Consider the following 19,741-nt stretch of genomic DNA (forward strand, 5'->3'; position numbering starts at 1 on the left):
GGAAGCTTGTATGGAAAATAATAACGTTAGCGTAGGCAAGCGATTCACACTGTTATTGTGTGGCGTATGTACGGTAGCAAGTGGCGCAATGATTGCGCCTATCTTACCGGACATAGCCAAACATACAGGGAGTGAGCAACTTGCCCCTTACGCAATGCTTTTACCTAATTTAGCCATGATGATCTTTGCTCCTTTTATTGGCAAGTTGCTTGATAAATATGGACGACTGGTCTTTATGAGACTAGGGCTATTAGGGTACGCAATATTGGGCGCCTCTGGTTATATCATGGTAGATAATATTTATTATTTACTTGGATTGAGGTTTGCATTTGGTATTTTTACTGCTTTAAATATGACCGCAATTAGTACATTGGTTGCAGATTATTTTAGTGATGATCCTCAAGGTCGGGCTCAATTTTCTGGTTATCAAGGTACATTTGCATCATTGTCTGCAGTTGTAGTTATCCAACTAGGAACATTCGTCGCGGCGTCTGACTTTAAAAATACGTTTTTAATGTATTTTGTCGCGATCATATTCTTAGTTCTAACTTACCTATTTTTAAATGAACCAGAAAGAGACAACAAAGGCCCAGCAAAAGCCACTCAGGAAAAACCAAAAGAAAAAGTACTAACGAAAGATGTTCTATCAATTCTAATCACATTAGGTCTAGGCATGGCTGTATATTATGCAGCAATGGTTTATACCCCATTTGCGATCAGTAAATTTGGCGCATCAACAAGTAAAACTGGCATTGCAATCAACCTAGTGACGGCGTTGTCAGCGTTATCGGCTTTTTTCTACGGCAAGTTAAAAGCAAACAAATCTTTTGATTATATTTATATGATTTGTTTTGGTCTGATTTTCATTGGCTATGTATTAATGGGTATGGCACCAAACATTATTACATTTTTCATAGGCTGTATTATTTCAGGCTTGGGCGTAGGTTTACTAATGCCTAATTCGGCCGTACGTCTAATGTCAACTGTGAATCCAGTCGTTATGGGAACCGCTATGGGTATATTAATTTCTACGGTATTTGGTGGGAATTTCTGTGCTGGATTATTAGCTGCGCCGATTATACCTATCTTAGGCTACGGCGGTGTATTTGTTGTCTTTGGCGTTATTTCAGCGTTAATAGCATTGTTTTACTGTATTAAAAATATAAGATCATAAGGAATTAGTAATGAAAAAATTAATTATTGCTAGCTGTATGCTTTTATCTATGAATGCGTTTGCGGCTCAGGTTAAAGTTGCCGCGCTTTCTGCTCCTAGCCACTATTTAAACCCAAAACAATCTACCAGTGATTTAGTTCAATGGATGAAAAAGGCACATAATGACGGTATTAAAATTTTAAGTACCCCAGAAGCCTATATTGGTGGTTACCCTCTTTGGAACTATGTCGAAAAAACAATAGATATAGCTGCCGGAGAAAAACACAAAGCAGCATTTATTGAAGGTTCAATTTATTTGAATGGACCTGAAGTGAAGAAAATTAGTGCAGCCGCAAAAAAATATAATATGGGTGTAATTCTTGGCGCTAATTTACGTGGAGAAGATGGCAATCGTAACACCGTTTATAACGCCATTATATTCATAGATGAACATGGTAAGGTGGTAAACGTTCACCGCAAGACTTCTGGATCACACACCAGGGTGAGAGCATGAGTGTTCGACTTTTAATCAGTGCTCAAATTACCAACTAAAATTTGTTCCAGATACTCGATTTCCATCGCAGCCATTTTAGTCTTTCTTCGAATACTCGCTTTTCTTGTGGTCTCATTCCGCAGCATATTAATTGCCATATGGCGAATAGCAGCAAGTACTTCGGCAGCATTGTCACGGTAGATCTGACAAGCATCCTCACTAAATGCTGTGTCTAGTACCCAGTGAAGACTATTTTCTATTCCCCAATGCTCTCTAACACCAATCGCAAAATCCTGCGCACTCAATGCTCTAGAACTGATGTAGTATCTGTACTCCAAAGAACATTTCTTGCCCGACTTATCGTACCTAAAACTCATAGCTTCACCGATGCAGTTGATGCTAGGCCAATCACAAAATGGCTTGGATTTTGGCGCAGGTAAAACTCGATATTCTCGCACCTCTACCCGACCATGTTTCGTCTCGGTTTTGGACTTGACCACCTCACCATCAGCGCTCTTTAGCTCTGACTTTACGGCCTCAAAAAGCTTTTCTTGATTGCCTTTTACAGCGAGCAAATAGTCACCGCCGTCTTTAACTATCGCTTCTGCGATACTCTTCTGGCAGGCAATTGCATCTATGGAAATGAGGCAACCCTTTATATCTAATAGCTTAAGTAGCTCTGGTATCGCCGTGATTTCATTTGACTTTACGTCGGTTTTTACCTGACCGAGTACCAGTTTATTCTGAGCACAAAACGCACTCACCATATGTATAGTTGATTGCCTTGAGCTTCGGTCATATGAGCTTCTTAGAGCTTTACCATCAATGGCTATAAACCGACCTTCAGTCGCTTCACAAAGACTGTTAACCCAGCGCGTGAAGCACTCTTGAAACTGCTTAGCATCGAGGCGTGAAATCACACGAGCTATCGTATCATGCACAGGCAAACCTTCTTTAAATAGCCCTTTATCTTGTAACCATCCGAGATGAGCACGACCAAAGTCCTCTATATCTTCCCAGCCTTCTGCACCAGTGATAACGGCGCAAACAGTTAAGAATAGGACATCAAAAAGTGGGTAACTCACCTTTGCTGATTGCCTTGGGTCTTTCAACGTGCTGAAGTGCTTTGTAAAGGCGTCGTGCATCACTATCTCCCAAAAAAGAGAGTATATGATCACAGCTAAATGTGATCGTCAAATCGATCGTTCTGAGTGGCTAAAAATCGTTCACGATCTCACCCTGGATCACACACAGAGCGTCAATATTGGAGTGAAGGTGAAGCTTCTACAATCAAAAATGTCACTATGCAAGGCATACAGGTGAGTGCTGTGCAGTGTTGGGAAGCAAGAAACCCATTAACTGTATCTCAGCTAGCGTTAAATGCGCCTGACGTTGTGTTCTTGCCAACTGGTGATTTCTACAATGAAAAATTTGGTGGTCTATACACAGTTGAAATGCGCTACATAGGTCGTAACGTCCATTCATACGTGCTCTCTAGTAGCATAATGTTCAACTGGGATTCCCTCGCTAAGTCCGATAAAGACTTGATGGCAGCATGGAAAAAATTCATGCCACCTCAAGCTCCAGCCGCAGGTCTAGGAGGCGGTGCTGCCGTCGATCCACATGGTAAGGTTCTTGATATTACTAAACCATTTGAGACTCGTTTAGTGACTGCTGTAGTCGATACAGATCAAATTGAGGGTTCACTTGCTCTTCATTCAATCACTGATTCATATCGCCTCAAAGGTGACTACACCTTATATGTTGACGGGAAAAAAGTCACAGGTAATGGCGTAGACAGTATTTATTAATTATCGGTAAATAAAATCATTCATCTCTTTATTATAAAGGGATGAATGATTATTGAATAAATTAAACATTCAAGCATTTTATTAATAACATAACCGTTTAATAGTCGTCTTTTTCGATTAGATATTAATTTAATATTAAATATATCTGTGTGCTCAATAGTATTCAGATTTATTCAATATTAGATTCAATTTTTAGAAGGATAAATCATGAGTAAATTGATTGATGAAGTTGTATTTCAATCCAATGCTTCTCTAAAAAACCGTATTGTTATGGCACCAATGACGATTCAAAGTGCTTACTTTGATGGTGGCGTTACGCAAGAAATGATTGACTATTATGCTGCGCGATCCGGTGATGCTGCAGCAGTGATTGTTGAAAGTGCTTTTGTTGAGAACTACGGACGTGCATTTCCTGGCGCATTAGGTATTGATGCCGATAATAAAATAGAAGGCCTTTCAAGATTAGCGAATGCAATCAAAGAGAAAGGTTCGAAAGCTATTCTACAGATTTACCATGCTGGTCGTATGGCAAATGGTGAATTTAATGGTGGACATACTCCAATTTCAGCAAGTGCGGTAGCAGCGCTACGTGATAATGCCGAAACTCCAATAGAGATGACTGAGCAACAGATCGAAGATATGGTCACTCATTTTGGTGATGCTGTGAATCGTGCGCTAGTGGCAGGTTTTGATGGTGTTGAAATTCATGGAGCAAACACATTCCTTATTCAACAATTCTTTTCCCCGCATTCAAATAGAAGAAATGACAAGTGGGGCGGTGATATCGATAAGCGAACCGCATTCCCTCTCGCTATTCTTGAAATCGCAAAGCAGGTTGTAGCCTCTCGTGAGAAACCTGATTTTATTATTGGTTATCGTTTCTCCCCAGAAGAAATAGAAGAACCGGGCATTCGCTTCGAAGACAATATGTATCTTTTGGATAAGCTAGCGAGTTGTGGATTGGATTATTTCCATTTCTCTATGGGCAGCTGGCAGCGCAGTTCAATCGTTAACCCTGATGATAAAGAACCATTAATTAATAAGTATCACCAACTTAAAAGTGAAAACGTAGCCAAGATTCCGCTTATTGGCGTTGGTGGTATTAAACAGAAATCGGACGCAGAACAGGCAATTGAAAGCGGCTATGACATTGTTAGTGTAGGGAAAGGCTATTTAGCTGATCCAGTATGGGCATCTAAAGCTCTTAATGGTGAGCAGTGTGAAGAATTAGTGGATTTTGCTCAGCAGCAAGAACTAAAACTACCAACGCCGTTGTGGGACATCATGGAATACATGATCGTCGATAAAGCTGCCGAAGCCGCGAAACAACAACGCATTCAAGAGCTGCAAAATGTTGAGATTACTTTTGAGCCTGGTGAGTATACCGCTTTTGGCTACGGTCATAATGGGCAGCTGCCTGTAACAGTGACTTTCTCTGAAGATCAGATCTTAAATATTATCGTAGATTCTTCAAAGGAATCCGACGGTATTGCAAACCCTGCCTTTGAGCGTATTCCTAAGCAGATTATTGAAGGTCAAACGCTCAACGTGGATGTCATTTCTGGCGCTACTGTGAGTAGTCAGGCTGTTATTGATGGCGTAACGAATGCGGTTGATTTAGCCAACGGAAACTCAGAAGCACTGCTGTACAAGGAAAGAGTTGCTGTTGAGCAATCAACAGAAGTCATTGAAGAAACCGTTGATCTTGTGGTTGTTGGTGGTGGGGGTGCTGGTTTAAGCGCAACCTTAACCGCTCTCGATCAAGGCAAGTCAGTTATTTTACTTGAAAAATTCCCTGTCATTGGTGGTAACACGGTACGCACCGGAGGCTGGGTTAATGCAGCAGAGCCTATTTGGCAAAATGATTTTAGCGATCTACCGGGTGAAGTTGACTATTTAAAAGCGATTGCGAAAACCCCAGAATCAGAATTTGTGACTGAATATCTAGAGGATTTTAAAACGCTGAAAGCTCAGCTTAGTGAGTACTTTAAAGATGTAGACAACGGCAAACATTACTTGTTTGATTCAGTCGAATTACACCTTGTGCAAACCTACCTAGGTGGTAAGCGTACGGACCTAAATGGCAACACCATTTATGGACGTTATGACTTAGTGAAAACTCTGACCAATAGAGCGATGGAGTCTATTGATTGGTTGAGTGAGAAGGGGATTGATTTTGACCGAAGTGTGGTGGAAATCCCTGTGGGCGCACTGTGGCGCCGAGCTCATAAACCTAAGCGTCCAAAAGGCGTGGAGTTTGTCGATAAACTGCAAAAACGTATCAAAGCACAGGGCGGACGCATAATGACGGACACTCGTGCTACTGAATTGATTGTTGAGCACGGGAAAGTAGTTGGCATCGAAGCGCAACAATCAGATGGCACTAAGCTAGTACTTAGAGTCAATCATGGTGTGGTACTCGCTTCCGGCGGCTTTGGCGCAAACACCAAAATGCTGAAGCAATACAACACTTATTGGAATGAAATTGCCGATGACATCAAGACAACTAACTCCCCAGCACTTGTGGGTGATGGCATCAAGATTGGTGAAAAAGTTGGCGCTAATTTGGTGGGTATGGGATTTGTGCAGTTGATGCCAATCGGTGATCCAAACTCTGGTGCACTACTGACAGGGCTTATTGTTCCGCCGGAAAACTTTGTCTTTGTAAATCAGCAAGGTCAGCGTTTTGTTGATGAGTGTGAGAGTCGCGACGTACTTTCGGAATCATTCTTTAATAATGGTGGCTTGATTTATATGATTGCCGATGATGAGATTCGAAAAACTGCCGCAAACACGTCAGACGAAAATATAGAAAGAGAGATAAAAGAAGGCATTATCATCAAGGCCGATACGCTTAGCGAACTGGCCGATAAGATCAATGTTCCACGTGAGAATTTTATCAAGACTATTGAAAAATATAACTCTTATGTAGAGCAAGGGCATGATATTGAATTTAATAAAGGTGCTCTGGGTCTGAAAGTAGAGAAAGGACCTTTCTATGCGACGCCTCGTAAACCTTCTGTGCATCATACAATGGGCGGATTGGAAATTGATACTAAGGCACGTGTTATCAATAGCGAAGGGGCTGTTATTCCAGGGTTGTATGCGGCAGGCGAGATTACCGGTGGGATTCATGCGGGTAATCGCTTAGGGGGAAATGCTCTTATTGACATCTTTACCTATGGACGAATTGCGGCTAACAGTGCTGTAGAAATGGCATAAATTAACGTTTAATGAATAGAGAGAAATTGCCTTTCTCTCTATTTTTATACCAATCACTTATTTAGTACGATTGGTGTTTGTATAAAAAGGTCGACTAATCATGGCTTGTTATTCCACACGTTTTGAATTAATGGGGACTTTTATCGACCTAATTGTTCATCATGAAAAGGGTGAGCATCTTATTAAAGAAGTATTTTTACAGCTTAATCAGTATGCCCAGCGTTTTACTGTGAACCAAGATGATTCTGAATTAATGAAAGTTAATCAGTTTGCTGGTATTAAGCCAGTTACGGTGCAGCCTGATCTCTTTTACCTTATAAAAAAAGCGACTCAAGTGAGTCTAGACATGAGCAATCCTTTTAACATTGCCGTAGGCCCATTAGTGAAAATGTGGCGTATTGGTTTTAAGGATGCAAAGTTGCCAACAGACAACGAAATCACCCGAGCATTAGAGTTAGTCAATCCTAAAAATATCATTTTAAATGAGCAAAACCAGTCAGTATTTCTATCACAAGTGGGTATGAGAATTGATCTTGGTGCGATAGCAAAAGGGTACTTTGCTGATGAGATTAAACGTTATCTGGTTAATGCTGGTGTAACGCAAGGAATCATTAATCTTGGTGGCAATGTATTGTCTATTGGGGGGGCTCCAAAAAATGCAAACCAATCTTGGAATATTGGGATACAAAATCCTTTATTGCAGCGAGGTGAGATATGTCGGGTCGTGCCTTTGAAAGACCGTTCTATGGTGACTTCTGGGATAAATGAGCGATTTTTTCAATTGAATGGTAAGCGATATCACCACCTACTTGACCCGAATACAGGAAGACCGATCTCAACCGATATCGCGAGTGTTACCATTATCTCTGAGCGGTCAATTGATGGTGAGATATGGAGTACCGCAGGCTTTTTATCTTCAACCAAACAGTCATTAGAACATTTTAATCAACTGAGTTCACAAGCAGGTATTGAAGCTGTTATTATTTCACAAAAAGGGGATATTAATGTGAGCAAAGGGTTAATAGATGATGGTCAACATATAATGTTGCGTTGAGGTAGCAAGCTTTTCATTAATTATTTTACCGGTTTGTTACAAGAAAGGGTTGTTGGTGTGTGTAAAGTATAAATATAAAATAATAATGATATTCAGGGTTATTGTTTTGGTTGAAATTAAGATTTTTTGTTCTAAAAACTACAGGTGTCAGTCTAATTTACTTCAATTGATTTAGGCCATGATGTGGTTTTTATGTATAATCGGTAAATAATTATTTGACAGTTTAGGTGTATCGTGACGTTTTTTAAAAATGACTTTATTAAGCAAAAATTGATACAAACAGCAATTGATGAAATTGCCACACATGGTATCCAAGCATGTAATGTAAGAGGTATTTGCTCAAAGTCAGATATTGGTAAAAGTACGTTTTATAATCGATTTAGTGATAAAGATGATTTATTAATTAATATAAGAGAGTACTTAAATTTTAGAATTGAACGTGAGTTGTTCAAAAGCTGGAATGAAGAAGATTCATTCGATGAATGTTGGTATAAAATTGCAAAATCTACTTGGGATTTATGTATTGGATACAAATCCACCGTTATCGCAGGTCAGTTAATTAAAGAATATTTTCATGAAATGGACAACGATGTTGGCATTGATGAACTGAGTTTATGGCTCAATCGATTGAACCAAGAGAAGGCACAAGGCAATACGATTAACATGCCGACAGAGTACTTAAATATTATGACTTTGGGTGTGGTAGTCAATCTTGCGGTCAATGTGTCTAAAGGAAATGCTCCAAAAATTGATGACAATGAAGTCCACACTCTATTTATGACTATTGTTAATTCAATAAAAAAATAGCGTATTTTTAAAGACTATTTATGTAGCAAATATATAAAACAAGTCTATTATGGTTACTTCTCTGATAACGAACGAAGAATGATGATTTTTAATTATTCAAATACATCATCCAATAATATAAGCAATCAGAGAAGCATGCCGCAGCCTGCGAGCTTATAACAAATTTAGATGAGCTTCATGTCGGTAATACAAGTTAAGTCGGTTTTACCGGTAGAAAGTATTTTAGTCGCTTTTTTCCCAGCGTAGGTTATTTCCACTTTTAAATTCTCCCTATCCTTTGGCAACCAAAGATCTATAAAGCCGTTCGGATTGGTTTTCAACATTTTGTATATCAACTGCTTATTAGTAGTTTTGTCATATACGGTCACTCCTACATTTACTCCTTTTAATTCACCAGTACAGCCGGTTGGAACATGAAAATCGCACGGATGATTGTGAGTTATAAATGGAGCAATCGAAATTAAGTGCTTATCCTTAATTGGCAGTGTTGCTTGACTGCCATCGGCAAATTTCGCAGACATGTATGTTGGAAATACCTGTACAGAGGCATCATGGCTGCCATACCATTTATTTGCTTGGACTAAGGCTTGTTGCGGTGTGAGTTTCTCAAAGTCACTGCCTTGACTTGCCATCGAACTAAAACTTACGAGCAAAATCGCTGTGCTTGAAAGGTAACTGATGATTCTCATTTTAAAACTCCAGATTATTCGTGTGTATGCCAAATAAATAGAAGCTTAAAAGCTATGCCTTGCACCTAGGTCAAGGGGTAATTTGAGAAATAATAATCTTGACCTTGGTCTAGCACAAAGGTTTTAAACTCACGAATACTGGCTAGATATAAAATGGTAGAGATATATGAGTTGCTGTAACAAGGCCCCAAATGGTGGAAGTGATGATCCTAAGTTATTGCTTAAACTAATCACGGTACTTTTTGTCATTATATTCGCATTGGCGTTTGTTTTTGGTTAGACACGATATGTGATTTTATTAGGCTCCAACTAGGAGCCTAAAGCATCTTTTCATTTAAGCTACAACTAAGTTTCTTTTCGCACTGCGCTCAGCCAACAAAAAGAAGAACAGCGCAAACAAAATAAAGGTCGAGATAGTGTAGTAGTAAGCGTTATTGCCAGCGCCCGATAAGCTAGCGGCAACGGTAGCTCCGGTAATTGAGCCTATGATCCCAATAAAAGACATAAAAGAAGAAGCCGAGCCTTTATTTGTACTTTGTTTGTTTAAAATAAACTGTGTTAAAGGTGGGTTGAGTATTCCGCGGAAAAAGCTAAATAACGCCATTGGCACAATAAATAATATTGGCGCACTTAAATGGGTAAATATAGTGACTTCGGAGGAAAGCTGACTATGAACTTGTATATATCCTAAGAAAACAAACAGTGGGATCAGCGAAGATGAGCAAAACATCATGCGATACACGGTTTTAGTGATGTCCTTAGTGATATATGCAGAGAGAAAGTTGCCTAGCATTAGGCTCAACATGACAGGTACGTTGTACAGTACAAACTCTGCCTCAGACAACCCAAGGTTTGAGCACAACATGGATACGCCTGCTGTAATCCACACCAAAAAAGCCGCGCCACTAAAAGCTGAACTGATAGAGATCAGTAAAAAGTCACGCTCACGGCTCATTTTAAAAATTGCCCAGATATTTTGACGTAAAGAGGGCGTACTGCCGTTTTCTGCAAGTTTGCGTGTTTCCGGCATATACCTGTGTAATAGAGCAAAAATAAACACCATAAACAAAGAATTCGCCCAGAAAGTGAATTTCCATCCACCGATTTTCATTAATGCTAGGCCGATAACGGGGCCAACCATAGGTGCAAATATCACAATAGTGGCAGACAGCCCGAGCGCCTTGATGGCATCAACATTGGTATAGTATTCGTTGATAGCAGCAAAGCCTGCCGCAAAAATGGCGCAAATGGAAAGCCCAGTCACTGCGCGCCAGAATAGAAACCATCCCACGCTTGGGGCAAAGGTGACCATAGAATTGGCAACAATAAACAGTAATGCACCGAGCAGCAAAGTAGGGCGGCGACCAAACCTATCTGAGAGGGGGCCTGCGATAAGCTGAAAGGCCATAGTGAGCCACAAAAAGGCCGACACACCTAATTGGACTGTGCCATAGTCACCATCAGCAAAACCAAAATAATGAGCAATATCAGGGATTGCGGGTAAAAAAGAGTCGTTACTCACGAATACCGTAAAAGTATAAAGTGAGGTGAGAACATAAAACTTACGCTGAAAAAAGCTTCGTATCATAAGGCAAGGTGTCTATAAATGGTTGAGTCAGACGAGATATGACGCTTTAATTTAAAAAGAGTGGTTCTTTTTACTCAAAGTGGTTAATCCGTGATGAAAATCACAATTGGTGATTTTGTGCGCCATATTAGCAATCCAATCCTCAAACACAAGGAAAGGCTATGTTGCATTTTTGTGAGGTGGTTTGATTTGCTCAAAAGTCGGCATAGTCTAGGCACAGTTTAGGCATTTTAGGGGGGGATATTTATGGACAATAAAACCAACAGCACACGCCCAATATGGGCGTATGGTTTATCTCCGTTATCGTAAGTAAATACTCACTTGTGTCTAGTGCTGTAGTAGCCGATTACGAAGATTTAAATCATTCATCGATAATGTAAATGCTTGAACGCTAAGCAAATTCTTTTTGTAGATAAGCGATGATATCTGAAGATTCATACATCCACACTTCCTTACCTTGTGATGTGATTTTTAAGCAGGGTACTTTGATGTTGCCACCGCCGTTTTGTAACTCTTCACGTGCTTGGTGGTTATTTTTGGCATCTTTTAGTTCGATAGCGATTGATTGGCGTTTCATTTCGCGTCGCACTTTGACGCAAAAAGGGCAGGCTTCAAATTGATATAAGGCTAAATTTTTGGCTTTAGTATCAGCGTGTTGCTGCGCTTCACTTGTGCGTTTGATTCCTTTTGGCGGGAAAAGAAAGTTAAGCAGTAAGATGATCTTACCTAAGAGAATACGGATGACTTTCATGATTAGACTCAGTCTTTAAAATAGTGAACATCATGCTGAATCAAAAATTGATCATAGTCAATTTATCTCATAGGGTTTTGGCTCACATTTCAATGATTTATCTGAGTTCTTTGAACAATAACTATTGAAGTCTATAAAAAAATTTACAGTGTAAAGAGGCATTTGTTATGACTCTTCACACTTAAACCTATAGGGAGTCTGCTTTGTGGGTTATAGAGTTAGTCAGGCGAGTAGCGTAGCAAGGCTACAAAGTTGAAAGCTACTTTACGTGTTGACTGATGAATGAGTGCAGAGCATTTTTACTGGTTTTTGATAGTTTTTGCATAAACGCGAACTCAGGGTTGGCAATGCCTTTACTGCGCAATTCTTCTAACATCACCATCCATAGTCGGGCGGTCATTTCCGAATCCGCTAATGCACGGTGAAACACGCCATCATGTTCAATATTCTTATAACGAATCAAATCGCCGAGCTTATGCGTGGGTGCATTTTGATACAAGCGTCGTGCAATGAGCATCGAACAAGCAAATTGTCCAGAATACTGAATATCTAGCAGTTCAAGCTCAGCATCTAAAAAGCGTTTATCAAAAGAAGCATTGTGCGCCACCATATTGCTATCGCCGACAAATGTGGAAAATTCAGTCATAACCTCGGCGCAACTTGGCGCGCTGCGCAACATGTTATTGGTGATACCAGTGTAGCTTTCGATAAATGAACTGACGCGAAAACCTGGATTCATTAACTGCTGAAAAGTGTCGACTACTTTGCCGTCCATTAACTTAACGGCACCAATCTCAATGGCTCTATCACCCATATTCGGTGAGAGACCTGTGGTTTCAAAATCGAGAACAATAACGGAATTGGCAGAAGAAGACATAAACACTCTGAGAAATAGAATTAAAACGACGGCATTCTAACATGATCGCTTATGAGTTTCTTGTCGCTATTACTTGGAAAGTGACGCAACAATCAGTAGGGTATGAGCGTCAACTTATCCAAGGAAATCTCATGCACGGAAATACTTTTATCAATGATGGTTGTTGCTATCAAAATCATACTTTTGAAGTGCCACTTAGCTATAGCGATGCAAACTCTCAAACATTGTCACTTTTTGCCAGAGAAGTCCGTTTAAATGGTGACGAAAATAGCGCGAAACCTTGGCTGTTATTCTTTCAAGGTGGCCCCGGTTTTCCGTCTCCTAGACCCAATGGGCATTCGGGGTGGCTAAAAGTTGCATTACAGCGATATCGCGTATTGCTGCTAGATCAGCGCGGTACAGGCCACAGTAGCGTGATCACTCATCAAACTTTAGCTCATCTCAATAGCGAGCAACAGGCTGAGTATTTAGCGCATTTTCGTGCTGATAACATAGTTCGTGACGCTGAAACCATTCGTGAGAAACTAGGCATCGACAAGTGGGCGACATTAGGGCAAAGCTTTGGTGGCTTCTGCACATTAACTTATCTTTCACTGTTTCCAGACAGCTTATTGCAATGTTATGTCACCGGCGGTATTTCCTCCATAGACAGAACAATTGATGATGTTTATGAAGCAACCTTCAAGCGCACAGCGCAAAAAAACAAAGCCTTCTTCAGACAGTTCCCGCAAGCACAACCACTATGCCAAAAGATTGCCGATCACCTGATTACGCATGAAGAATTCTTGCCAAATGGGCAAAGATTTACTGCTGAGCAATTTCAGCAGATTGGCATAAACTTTGGCATGAGCGATACCTTTTTACCAACCTACTATCTGTTAGAAAGCGCCTTTGTAGAGGTAAATGGTAGGCAGGTTCTGAGCTATGAGTTTTTAAATGCCATGCTCTCAGAGCAAGCATTTCAAACCAACCCTATTTATGCCATCTTGCACGAATCTATCTATTGCCAAGGTTTTGCTTCGCAGTGGAGTGCGCACCGAGTTAGACAAAATCACCCGCAATTTAACTACCAAGCAGGCCAAGCGTTTTATTTCACCGGCGAGATGACATTCCCGTGGATGTTTGAGCAATACAAAAACCTCAAACCACTGCAAACAGCAGCAACTCTGTTGGCGGACAAAACAGATTGGCAACCACTATACGACGCTGAAGTATTAGCCAATAACAAAGTGCCATTAAGCTGCGCTGTGTATGCCGATGATATGTTTGTAGAAATGGCATTCAGTTGTGAAACGTTAAATAGAATCCCTAACTCACAAGCATGGATCACCAACGAATACGAGCACAACGGCCTACGCCTAGACGGTGAACGAGTGTTAAGTAAATTGTTTGCTATTGGGGAACAGACGTTGGCAACGTTGGTGTAATCAACACATTCGAGACAAATCCACAGAGTGATATATTGCTCACTCTGTAGACTTATTACATCGTAGAGACAGTACATTGAACAAAACAAAGATTTTTCTGCTTAGGCATGGTCAAACACAATGGAATGTTGAGGGGCGACTTCAGGGACAGAAAAATTCGCCATTGACTGAGATGGGTGTACAGCAGTCTATTCAGGCGCGAAAGTTATTAGAGCAATTTGAAATACATAAGGCGTATGTCAGTCCGTTGCTGCGTGCAGTGGATACGAGTGAAATACTGTTAGAGGGGCGTGGTGTTGATGTTTCAACTTCAGAATCGCTCAAGGAAATACACTTAGGAGCATGGGAAGGTAAGCTAAGAGCAGACGCTGAGAGCGCTAACCCTGAGCAGTATCAATTGTTCTTAAACAGCTCTGAGCAATTTGAATTGCAAGGTGCTGAAACTTTTCAACAGCTTCAGGCTAGGTTGGTGGCAGAGCTGGAAGCTATTTTTGCCAAAGAGAAGCATAAAAATATTATGGTGGTGTCGCACTGGATTGCCATAAAAACCATACTTGCCCACTATTCTGGTATTCCACTAAGTCGTTTGAGTGAGATCTCTGACCCTGATAATGCCACGTTAATTCAATTAGAAAAAGACGATAGTGGTGCAACTGTTGTGAAGTAATGTATTCATTAAAGACACATGATAGCAGGATCTTTTTTGATCTTGCTATATGCCAATAATTCAAATTAAAAACTTCGTAATTAAGACAAAATATTGCAAATGCTATTGGTAATCGTTATCATTAATGGGTTATCGAGAGCAAAGGTGCTGAATATGAACGCGAAGAAAGCACTAAAAAAGCTGAAAAAAAAGTCACAGAAGAAAATCAAGAAGCAGGGGATAGAGCAACTTAAAAAACTCAAACTGGATGCGAGTAAAGTTAAGGCCAGTAATGAGGGACAGCTCTATTTCAGTGATGCTTTGAAACAGGATATTAACCAAGGGGTCAATCAAGTCATTGCTGATGTGGCTTATGAATTGGCAACACCTTTACTGCCGGTGTTATCTTGGTTTAATGACCACCAACACAATATTGATATTGTGGAAGCGCCTTTGCGAGAACAGCTTAAAAAGCCAGCATCTCTTAAAGATGCCACATCTTCTGCAAAACCAATCTCAGTAGAAAGCCCGCGCTCATCTTCAAAGCGACAATCGCGCCCAACAAAATCTATTTTACATGTCGCGCTTAAATCACCACCGTGTAAACGATGCCCTGCTTTGCAAAACGGAATATGTAAGTGTGCGGCGAAGCGTTATAAGCTCTCGGCATAGAGTTGAACTTACAGGGTAGACCTTAAACTTGTAGGTTAGGTTTTTAACTTACAGAATAGATTTTTAACTTGCAGGGTGAGTGTCAAACTAGCGATGCAGTTTGGTAGGATGATTATTCGTGGACTAGGGCGTGCGTTACTTAGGCAAAGTTTAATATTGCGCGACTAATAGACGGGCCGACTAAGCGACTTAACGCAATGCCTGCAATGCTCTTAGCTAATGTTTTCGTACCCGATATGGCTGCGTTTTCAATAAACGAAGGCTTCTGCGTACTTTGCATCCAATTATGACTTTCTAGAATTTCGATTAAGCTCTCACAATCAAGCTCTTTGTCATCAAAATGAATGGCAACGGAACCTGCATGTTTGCGGTAGGTTATTTTATTGATCGCATCAATTTCTTCTAATTGCTCTAAGAGGCTCATCACTGTTTTTGGATGATTTCTAATATAGTCAGATCTTACCCTAACTCGTTGATTTGTTTTGTGAATATAAGTATTCATAGTAATCGCACACCAAATGATAATCATTTACATTAGCAATGTTACCACTCCCCCTTAATGAGTGCAAAAAAAACCGATTCAACTTGTAATTGAGCGCACAATTAGGGACACTAAATTCAAACATATATTGTATTACTTTTTATGTAACGATATATGTCATTTGTTTGAAATCATGGGTTAATGGTTATGAATCAATATGTTTCAAGAGTATTGAAATTAAGAAAATGGGTTAAAATTAGCCACCATATACCTGGTCGGGTACGACTTAAATATAAGCTTGGAATTATTGCGCAGCTAAGCACATTTAAAAGCCAAGATATTGAAAAAGCACTTCAATCAGTACCTGCATTTAAGAATTATCAGCTCAACCCTAAAACAGGAAGTATTCTCATTGAGTATGATCCAATCGCGATTGAGCCTGATTGGATAGAATCATTATTTTCCGATAACGAATCCGATGTAGAAGCAGCCTGCCACAAAATTGCTGAGCGCGTAAATAACAGCGGAGATTGTTAATGGAAGATAAACACCCCTCTTCTGATCCGTATGAAGCGTATTTTCATGCGATGTTAGAAATGCAAAAAGAAATGGCAAAGTCTTATGTTGCTATGCAGCAGCAATTGGGCGGAAATATGCCACCAATGATGCCACCAATGATGCCACCAATGATGCCACCAATGATGTCACCTTATATGGCTTCACAATATCCACCCAATATGATGCCACATCAATATTATGGCCATCCGCAGATGCCCGTACAGCCGCACCAACAACAGCCGTATCAGCATCAGCAACCTCAGGTGCAACAGCCTCAGGCACAACAACAGCCGCAACAAGCTCCAGAATCCTCAGACAACCATGACGCTCTTTTTGCGCAAGCACAGGTCATGTTGGATGATGCTTTAGGTGAAGATGCGGGAACGTTTAAAGAAATATTAGGAACTTTTGGTATGAGTGATAAAGAATTTTGGAAAGGCGCAATGATTGGCGCAGCGGCAGCTATGTTACTTGGCAATGAAAACGTTCGAGGCAAACTAATGGGTCTCGTTTCTGGTGCTGGTGGCATGCTTAAAACTGGCACAGAAGGCGTAAAAGATACTGCGGTTAACACAGCATCATCAGTAAAAGAAAACATCAGCACTGGCAGCGAAATTTTCAGAGATACAGTGAGTGCAGGTAAACAAGGTTTCCAACAGTCTGTAGAGAAGCATAAAGCTGAACCAGAAGTAAAAGAAGAAACTGCAGAACCTGAAGAAACGAAAGAGCAATAAGCCTATGAGTAACTCAACAAATCGATTGAGTTCGGCTAATAGAGCTATGTTGGTCGGTGCTATCGCAGGTGGCGGTGGCACCATTATCCATCAATGGAACCAATATAAAGACGGCTCTCTCTCAACCAATGAATTGGTAGGAAACGCAGCCAAAACCGCTCTTAAAACCGGGATTGCTTCTGGCGCTACAACTTATGTCGCAGAAAAAATGGCAGGACGTCCTGCTCTTTCTATGTTGACTATCTTGAGCGTTGGAGCGGCGGGTTTGTATTTATTAGATCAATCATCAGGATCAAAAAATGGCAATTAATCCATTTGCAAGTAGTGCTCCAGCAGATCATGCGCAGCAACCACAGACTGCACAAAACGAGACTACTCAATATAAAAATCAAAATACTAAGACCCACTTTGCTATGGGCCTAGCAGCAGGTGCTGCGGTTGCTTATTTGCTAACAAATAAGAAATTCAAGCAAGGCGTTGTGACTACTGGCGAGAAAGCTTGGTCAAGCGTGCGCGGTGAAGTTGAAGAATTAAAAGAGCGTTTGGAAGATACCCAAGCTGAGCTTGAGTACTACCGTAATCTGCATAAGGGTGAAGAATGAACCCCATTAAATTAAAGCATCACGTCCCCGGACGAATTCGCTTTAGGGTTCCTAAACTAAGACACTATTCTGATATAGGTTCTTGGATTAAAACCAGTTTAATGGCTATTCAAGGAATCTCACTGGTTCGTGTTAACGAGGTTGCCTGCTCTATTGTCATCGAGTATGAAACAGATATTCTCGATTACAGTATCGTTGAGCAGCGTTTATCTCAGCTAGATTTTTCAGAAGCAACAACTGAAGAAAGCGAACATGAGTTCACCCGTGGTGATATAGCAATGAATGTCATTGGTACTATATCTGCCGCACTATTGCCTCAAAAATGGGGCGCAGTGACAACTGCAACTTTGATTGCACCAACTTTGCTAGAAGGTGTGAAAGAGTTAAAAGACAAAAAAGTATCGGTTGAAGTTTTAGATGCTATCGCTGTTGGGCTTTCGGCTTGGCGTGGTGACTACAAAACGGCAATGATGACCCAAAGCTTAATCAGCCTTGGTGAATATATGGAGCAGAAAACCAGTCGTAATAGCGATGAGCTATTGGCTGATTTAATGCGCCCTAAAGATACTATTGTTTGGCTCGTGAAAGACGGAGTTAGAACGCAAGTTAATTCAAACACGTTGCAAGAAGGCGATGTGATTGAGCTAGCGCCTGGCGTGCTTATTCCTATCGACGGTACGGTAGTTAAAGGCGCAGCCTTGATTAACCAGTCTTCATTGACCGGTGAAAACGTGCCAGTACGTCGAGAACACGACGCGAAAGTTTACTCTGGTACCTTAGTTACTGAAGGCACTATTCTTGTCCGTGTAGATAAAGTGGGCAGTGAAGCGACTACCGCGCAAATTGCGAAACTTATCTATGACTCTTTGAGCGAGAAAAGTGAAATTCAGCGTGTGACGCAAGATATGGCGGATCGCCGCGTGAAAATTACCTTAGGTATCGGTGCTGCTGTGTTTGCCCTTACTCAAGATATTAACCGCGTAGCTTCGGTATTCTTGGTGGATTACTCATGCGCCTTGAAACTCAGTACGCCGGTGACCTTTAAATCAATAATGTATCGTGCGGCTCAGCAAGGTATTTTATTTAAAGGCGGTAGCGCTATTGAGAAGTTGATTGGCATAGATACCTGTGTCTTCGACAAAACAGGTACTTTAACGCATGGCGATATGGAAGTGACTGATGTCATTCCTTTATGTTGCCAAAAAAATGCGCGTGATTTACTGGCAATAGCAGCTTCGGTTGAAGAGCACAGTAATCATCCATTGTCACAAGCTGTGGTTAATGCGGCTAAACACAATGAATTGCCGCACATTGAGCACGGTGAAGTTGAATACGTTATTGCACATGGTTTAAAAACCACTTTGAATGACAATCAACTGGTAATGGGAAGCCGTCACTTCCTTGAATCGCATGAAAATGTCGATTTTAGCCGTGTTGAAGACGTTATTCAGCAATATGAAGCGGAAGGTCGTCACCTGATTTATATCTCTAACGAGGGTAAATTAATTGGCATGATCGGGCTTCGTGATCATCTACGTGAAGATGCGCTACAGACATTGACTGATCTGCGTAAACTTGGCGTGAATGAGCTGATAATGATCACCGGTGACAGTGCTTACAAAGCACAGATTTTAGCCGATGAATTGCAGCTAGACCGAATGTACGCACAAACAGTGCCTTCTGAGAAATCGTCGATCATTGAATCGTTGCAACAAGAAGGTAAAAAGGTCATGTTTATTGGTGATGGTGTGAACGATGCACCCGCCTTAACCGCGGCCGATGTGGGTGTGGCAATGTGCCGAGGCACTGAGCTAGCAAGGCAAGTGGCTGATGTGGTGTTGTTGAAAGACGGATTACATGGCGTGGTCGAAGCAAGAGAGTTAGCGAATATCGCCATGCGCGTGATTCACTCTAACATTAAGCTGGCTGAGTACGTCAACAGCGGCATCATGCTTGCCGCTGCGTTAGGCTATTTAAACCCGACAATGAGTGCATTACTACACAATGGTACAACACTCTCTATTTTAGGGCGCTCTGCCGCGTTACGTCGTTACTAAAGTGATAGTTTAATAAAGGCAAAAGATTGACGATCTTTTGCCTTTATTTTGTCTCTTCACAGCCATTCTTTTTTGCTTATTAATTTCCGCTCATCAATCTTAGCTATAAAATAGTATTT

The 19,741-nt window shown here is 40.9% G+C and carries 20 protein-coding genes; 14 read left to right on the forward strand and 6 right to left on the reverse strand.

Annotation, left to right across the window (positions count from 1 at the left end):
• Positions 1-10 precede the first annotated feature (10 nt).
• Positions 11-1,174 (forward strand): MFS transporter, encoded by a 1,164-nt coding sequence (locus OCU38_RS14295; RefSeq protein ID WP_261824872.1) that lies wholly within the window; start codon positions 11-13, stop codon positions 1,172-1,174.
• A 10-nt stretch (positions 1,175-1,184) separates the two neighbouring features.
• Entirely contained in the window at positions 1,185-1,667 is a 483-nt protein-coding gene (locus OCU38_RS14300; protein ID WP_261824873.1) for a nitrilase-related carbon-nitrogen hydrolase, read from the forward strand.
• A gap of 11 nt (positions 1,668-1,678) precedes the next feature.
• On the opposite strand, the gene OCU38_RS14305 is transcribed toward OCU38_RS14300, so the two are convergent.
• Positions 1,679-2,794, reverse strand: coding sequence for an ISAs1 family transposase (locus OCU38_RS14305; protein WP_261824559.1), 1,116 nt, complete (start codon positions 2,792-2,794; stop codon positions 1,679-1,681).
• Between the two features lie 63 nt (positions 2,795-2,857).
• On the opposite strand from OCU38_RS14305, the gene OCU38_RS14310 reads away from it, so the two are divergent.
• From OCU38_RS14310 to OCU38_RS14325, 4 genes are all read left to right on the forward strand, one after another.
• Positions 2,858-3,457, forward strand: coding sequence for a nitrilase-related carbon-nitrogen hydrolase (locus tag OCU38_RS14310; RefSeq protein ID WP_261824874.1), 600 nt, complete (start codon positions 2,858-2,860; stop codon positions 3,455-3,457).
• Between the two features lie 207 nt (positions 3,458-3,664).
• Positions 3,665-6,679, forward strand: coding sequence for an NADH-dependent flavin oxidoreductase (locus OCU38_RS14315; protein ID WP_261824875.1), 3,015 nt, complete (start codon positions 3,665-3,667; stop codon positions 6,677-6,679).
• Positions 6,680-6,779: 100 nt separating this feature from the next.
• A complete protein-coding gene (locus tag OCU38_RS14320; protein ID WP_261824876.1) occupies positions 6,780-7,733 on the forward strand; it encodes an FAD:protein FMN transferase in 954 nt (317 codons plus the stop codon).
• A 234-nt stretch (positions 7,734-7,967) separates the two neighbouring features.
• Positions 7,968-8,540, forward strand: coding sequence for a TetR/AcrR family transcriptional regulator (locus OCU38_RS14325; RefSeq protein WP_261824877.1), 573 nt, complete (start codon positions 7,968-7,970; stop codon positions 8,538-8,540).
• 164 nt (positions 8,541-8,704) lie between these two features.
• On the opposite strand, the gene OCU38_RS14330 is transcribed toward OCU38_RS14325, so the two are convergent.
• From OCU38_RS14330 to OCU38_RS14345, 4 genes are all read right to left on the reverse strand, one after another.
• Positions 8,705-9,229, reverse strand: a complete 525-nt coding sequence (locus tag OCU38_RS14330; RefSeq protein ID WP_261824878.1) for a CueP family metal-binding protein — start codon at positions 9,227-9,229, stop codon at positions 8,705-8,707.
• A gap of 334 nt (positions 9,230-9,563) precedes the next feature.
• The gene (locus tag OCU38_RS14335) at positions 9,564-10,751 is read right to left on the reverse strand and encodes an MFS transporter (protein ID WP_261824879.1); all 1,188 of its coding nucleotides are present in this window, start codon (positions 10,749-10,751) and stop codon (positions 9,564-9,566) included.
• Between the two features lie 457 nt (positions 10,752-11,208).
• Entirely contained in the window at positions 11,209-11,568 is a 360-nt protein-coding gene (locus OCU38_RS14340) for a glutaredoxin family protein (protein WP_261824880.1), read from the reverse strand.
• 259 nt (positions 11,569-11,827) lie between these two features.
• Entirely contained in the window at positions 11,828-12,445 is a 618-nt protein-coding gene (locus OCU38_RS14345) for a 3'-5' exonuclease (RefSeq protein ID WP_261824881.1), read from the reverse strand.
• Positions 12,446-12,576: 131 nt separating this feature from the next.
• On the opposite strand from OCU38_RS14345, the gene OCU38_RS14350 reads away from it, so the two are divergent.
• The 3 genes from OCU38_RS14350 (at position 12,577) to OCU38_RS14360 (ending at position 15,190) form a co-directional block, all read left to right on the forward strand.
• Positions 12,577-13,872, forward strand: a complete 1,296-nt coding sequence (locus tag OCU38_RS14350) for an alpha/beta hydrolase (RefSeq protein WP_261824958.1) — start codon at positions 12,577-12,579, stop codon at positions 13,870-13,872.
• A gap of 76 nt (positions 13,873-13,948) precedes the next feature.
• Entirely contained in the window at positions 13,949-14,539 is a 591-nt protein-coding gene (locus OCU38_RS14355) for a histidine phosphatase family protein (RefSeq protein WP_261824882.1), read from the forward strand.
• A gap of 153 nt (positions 14,540-14,692) precedes the next feature.
• Positions 14,693-15,190: a hypothetical protein gene (locus OCU38_RS14360; RefSeq protein ID WP_261824883.1), complete on the forward strand. Its 498-nt coding sequence runs from the start codon at positions 14,693-14,695 to the stop codon at positions 15,188-15,190.
• Positions 15,191-15,329: 139 nt separating this feature from the next.
• On the opposite strand, the gene OCU38_RS14365 is transcribed toward OCU38_RS14360, so the two are convergent.
• Positions 15,330-15,719 (reverse strand): HMA2 domain-containing protein, encoded by a 390-nt coding sequence (locus OCU38_RS14365; protein ID WP_315972569.1) that lies wholly within the window; start codon positions 15,717-15,719, stop codon positions 15,330-15,332.
• A 159-nt stretch (positions 15,720-15,878) separates the two neighbouring features.
• Between OCU38_RS14365 and OCU38_RS14370 the strand changes: the two genes are divergently transcribed.
• From OCU38_RS14370 to OCU38_RS14390, 5 genes are read left to right on the forward strand one after another with little or no spacing between them, the layout of a single operon-like run.
• Complete coding sequence (locus OCU38_RS14370; protein WP_261824885.1) at positions 15,879-16,208, forward strand: HMA2 domain-containing protein; 330 nt, start codon at positions 15,879-15,881, stop codon at positions 16,206-16,208.
• On the forward strand, positions 16,208-16,963 hold the full coding sequence (locus OCU38_RS14375) for a YtxH domain-containing protein (protein ID WP_261824886.1): 756 nt from the start codon (positions 16,208-16,210) through the stop codon (positions 16,961-16,963). The genes OCU38_RS14370 and OCU38_RS14375 overlap by 1 nt, the downstream gene beginning before the upstream one ends.
• 4 nt (positions 16,964-16,967) lie before the next feature.
• The gene (locus OCU38_RS14380) at positions 16,968-17,273 is read left to right on the forward strand and encodes a hypothetical protein (RefSeq protein WP_261824887.1); all 306 of its coding nucleotides are present in this window, start codon (positions 16,968-16,970) and stop codon (positions 17,271-17,273) included.
• Complete coding sequence (locus tag OCU38_RS14385) at positions 17,263-17,565, forward strand: YtxH domain-containing protein (RefSeq protein ID WP_261824888.1); 303 nt, start codon at positions 17,263-17,265, stop codon at positions 17,563-17,565. The genes OCU38_RS14380 and OCU38_RS14385 overlap by 11 nt, the downstream gene beginning before the upstream one ends.
• Positions 17,562-19,622: a heavy metal translocating P-type ATPase gene (locus OCU38_RS14390; protein ID WP_261824889.1), complete on the forward strand. Its 2,061-nt coding sequence runs from the start codon at positions 17,562-17,564 to the stop codon at positions 19,620-19,622. Before OCU38_RS14385 ends, OCU38_RS14390 begins: the two co-directional genes overlap by 4 nt.
• Positions 19,623-19,741 lie beyond the last annotated feature (119 nt).

Source organism: Vibrio neonatus (assembly GCF_024346975.1).
Lineage (GTDB): Bacteria > Pseudomonadota > Gammaproteobacteria > Enterobacterales > Vibrionaceae > Vibrio > Vibrio neonatus.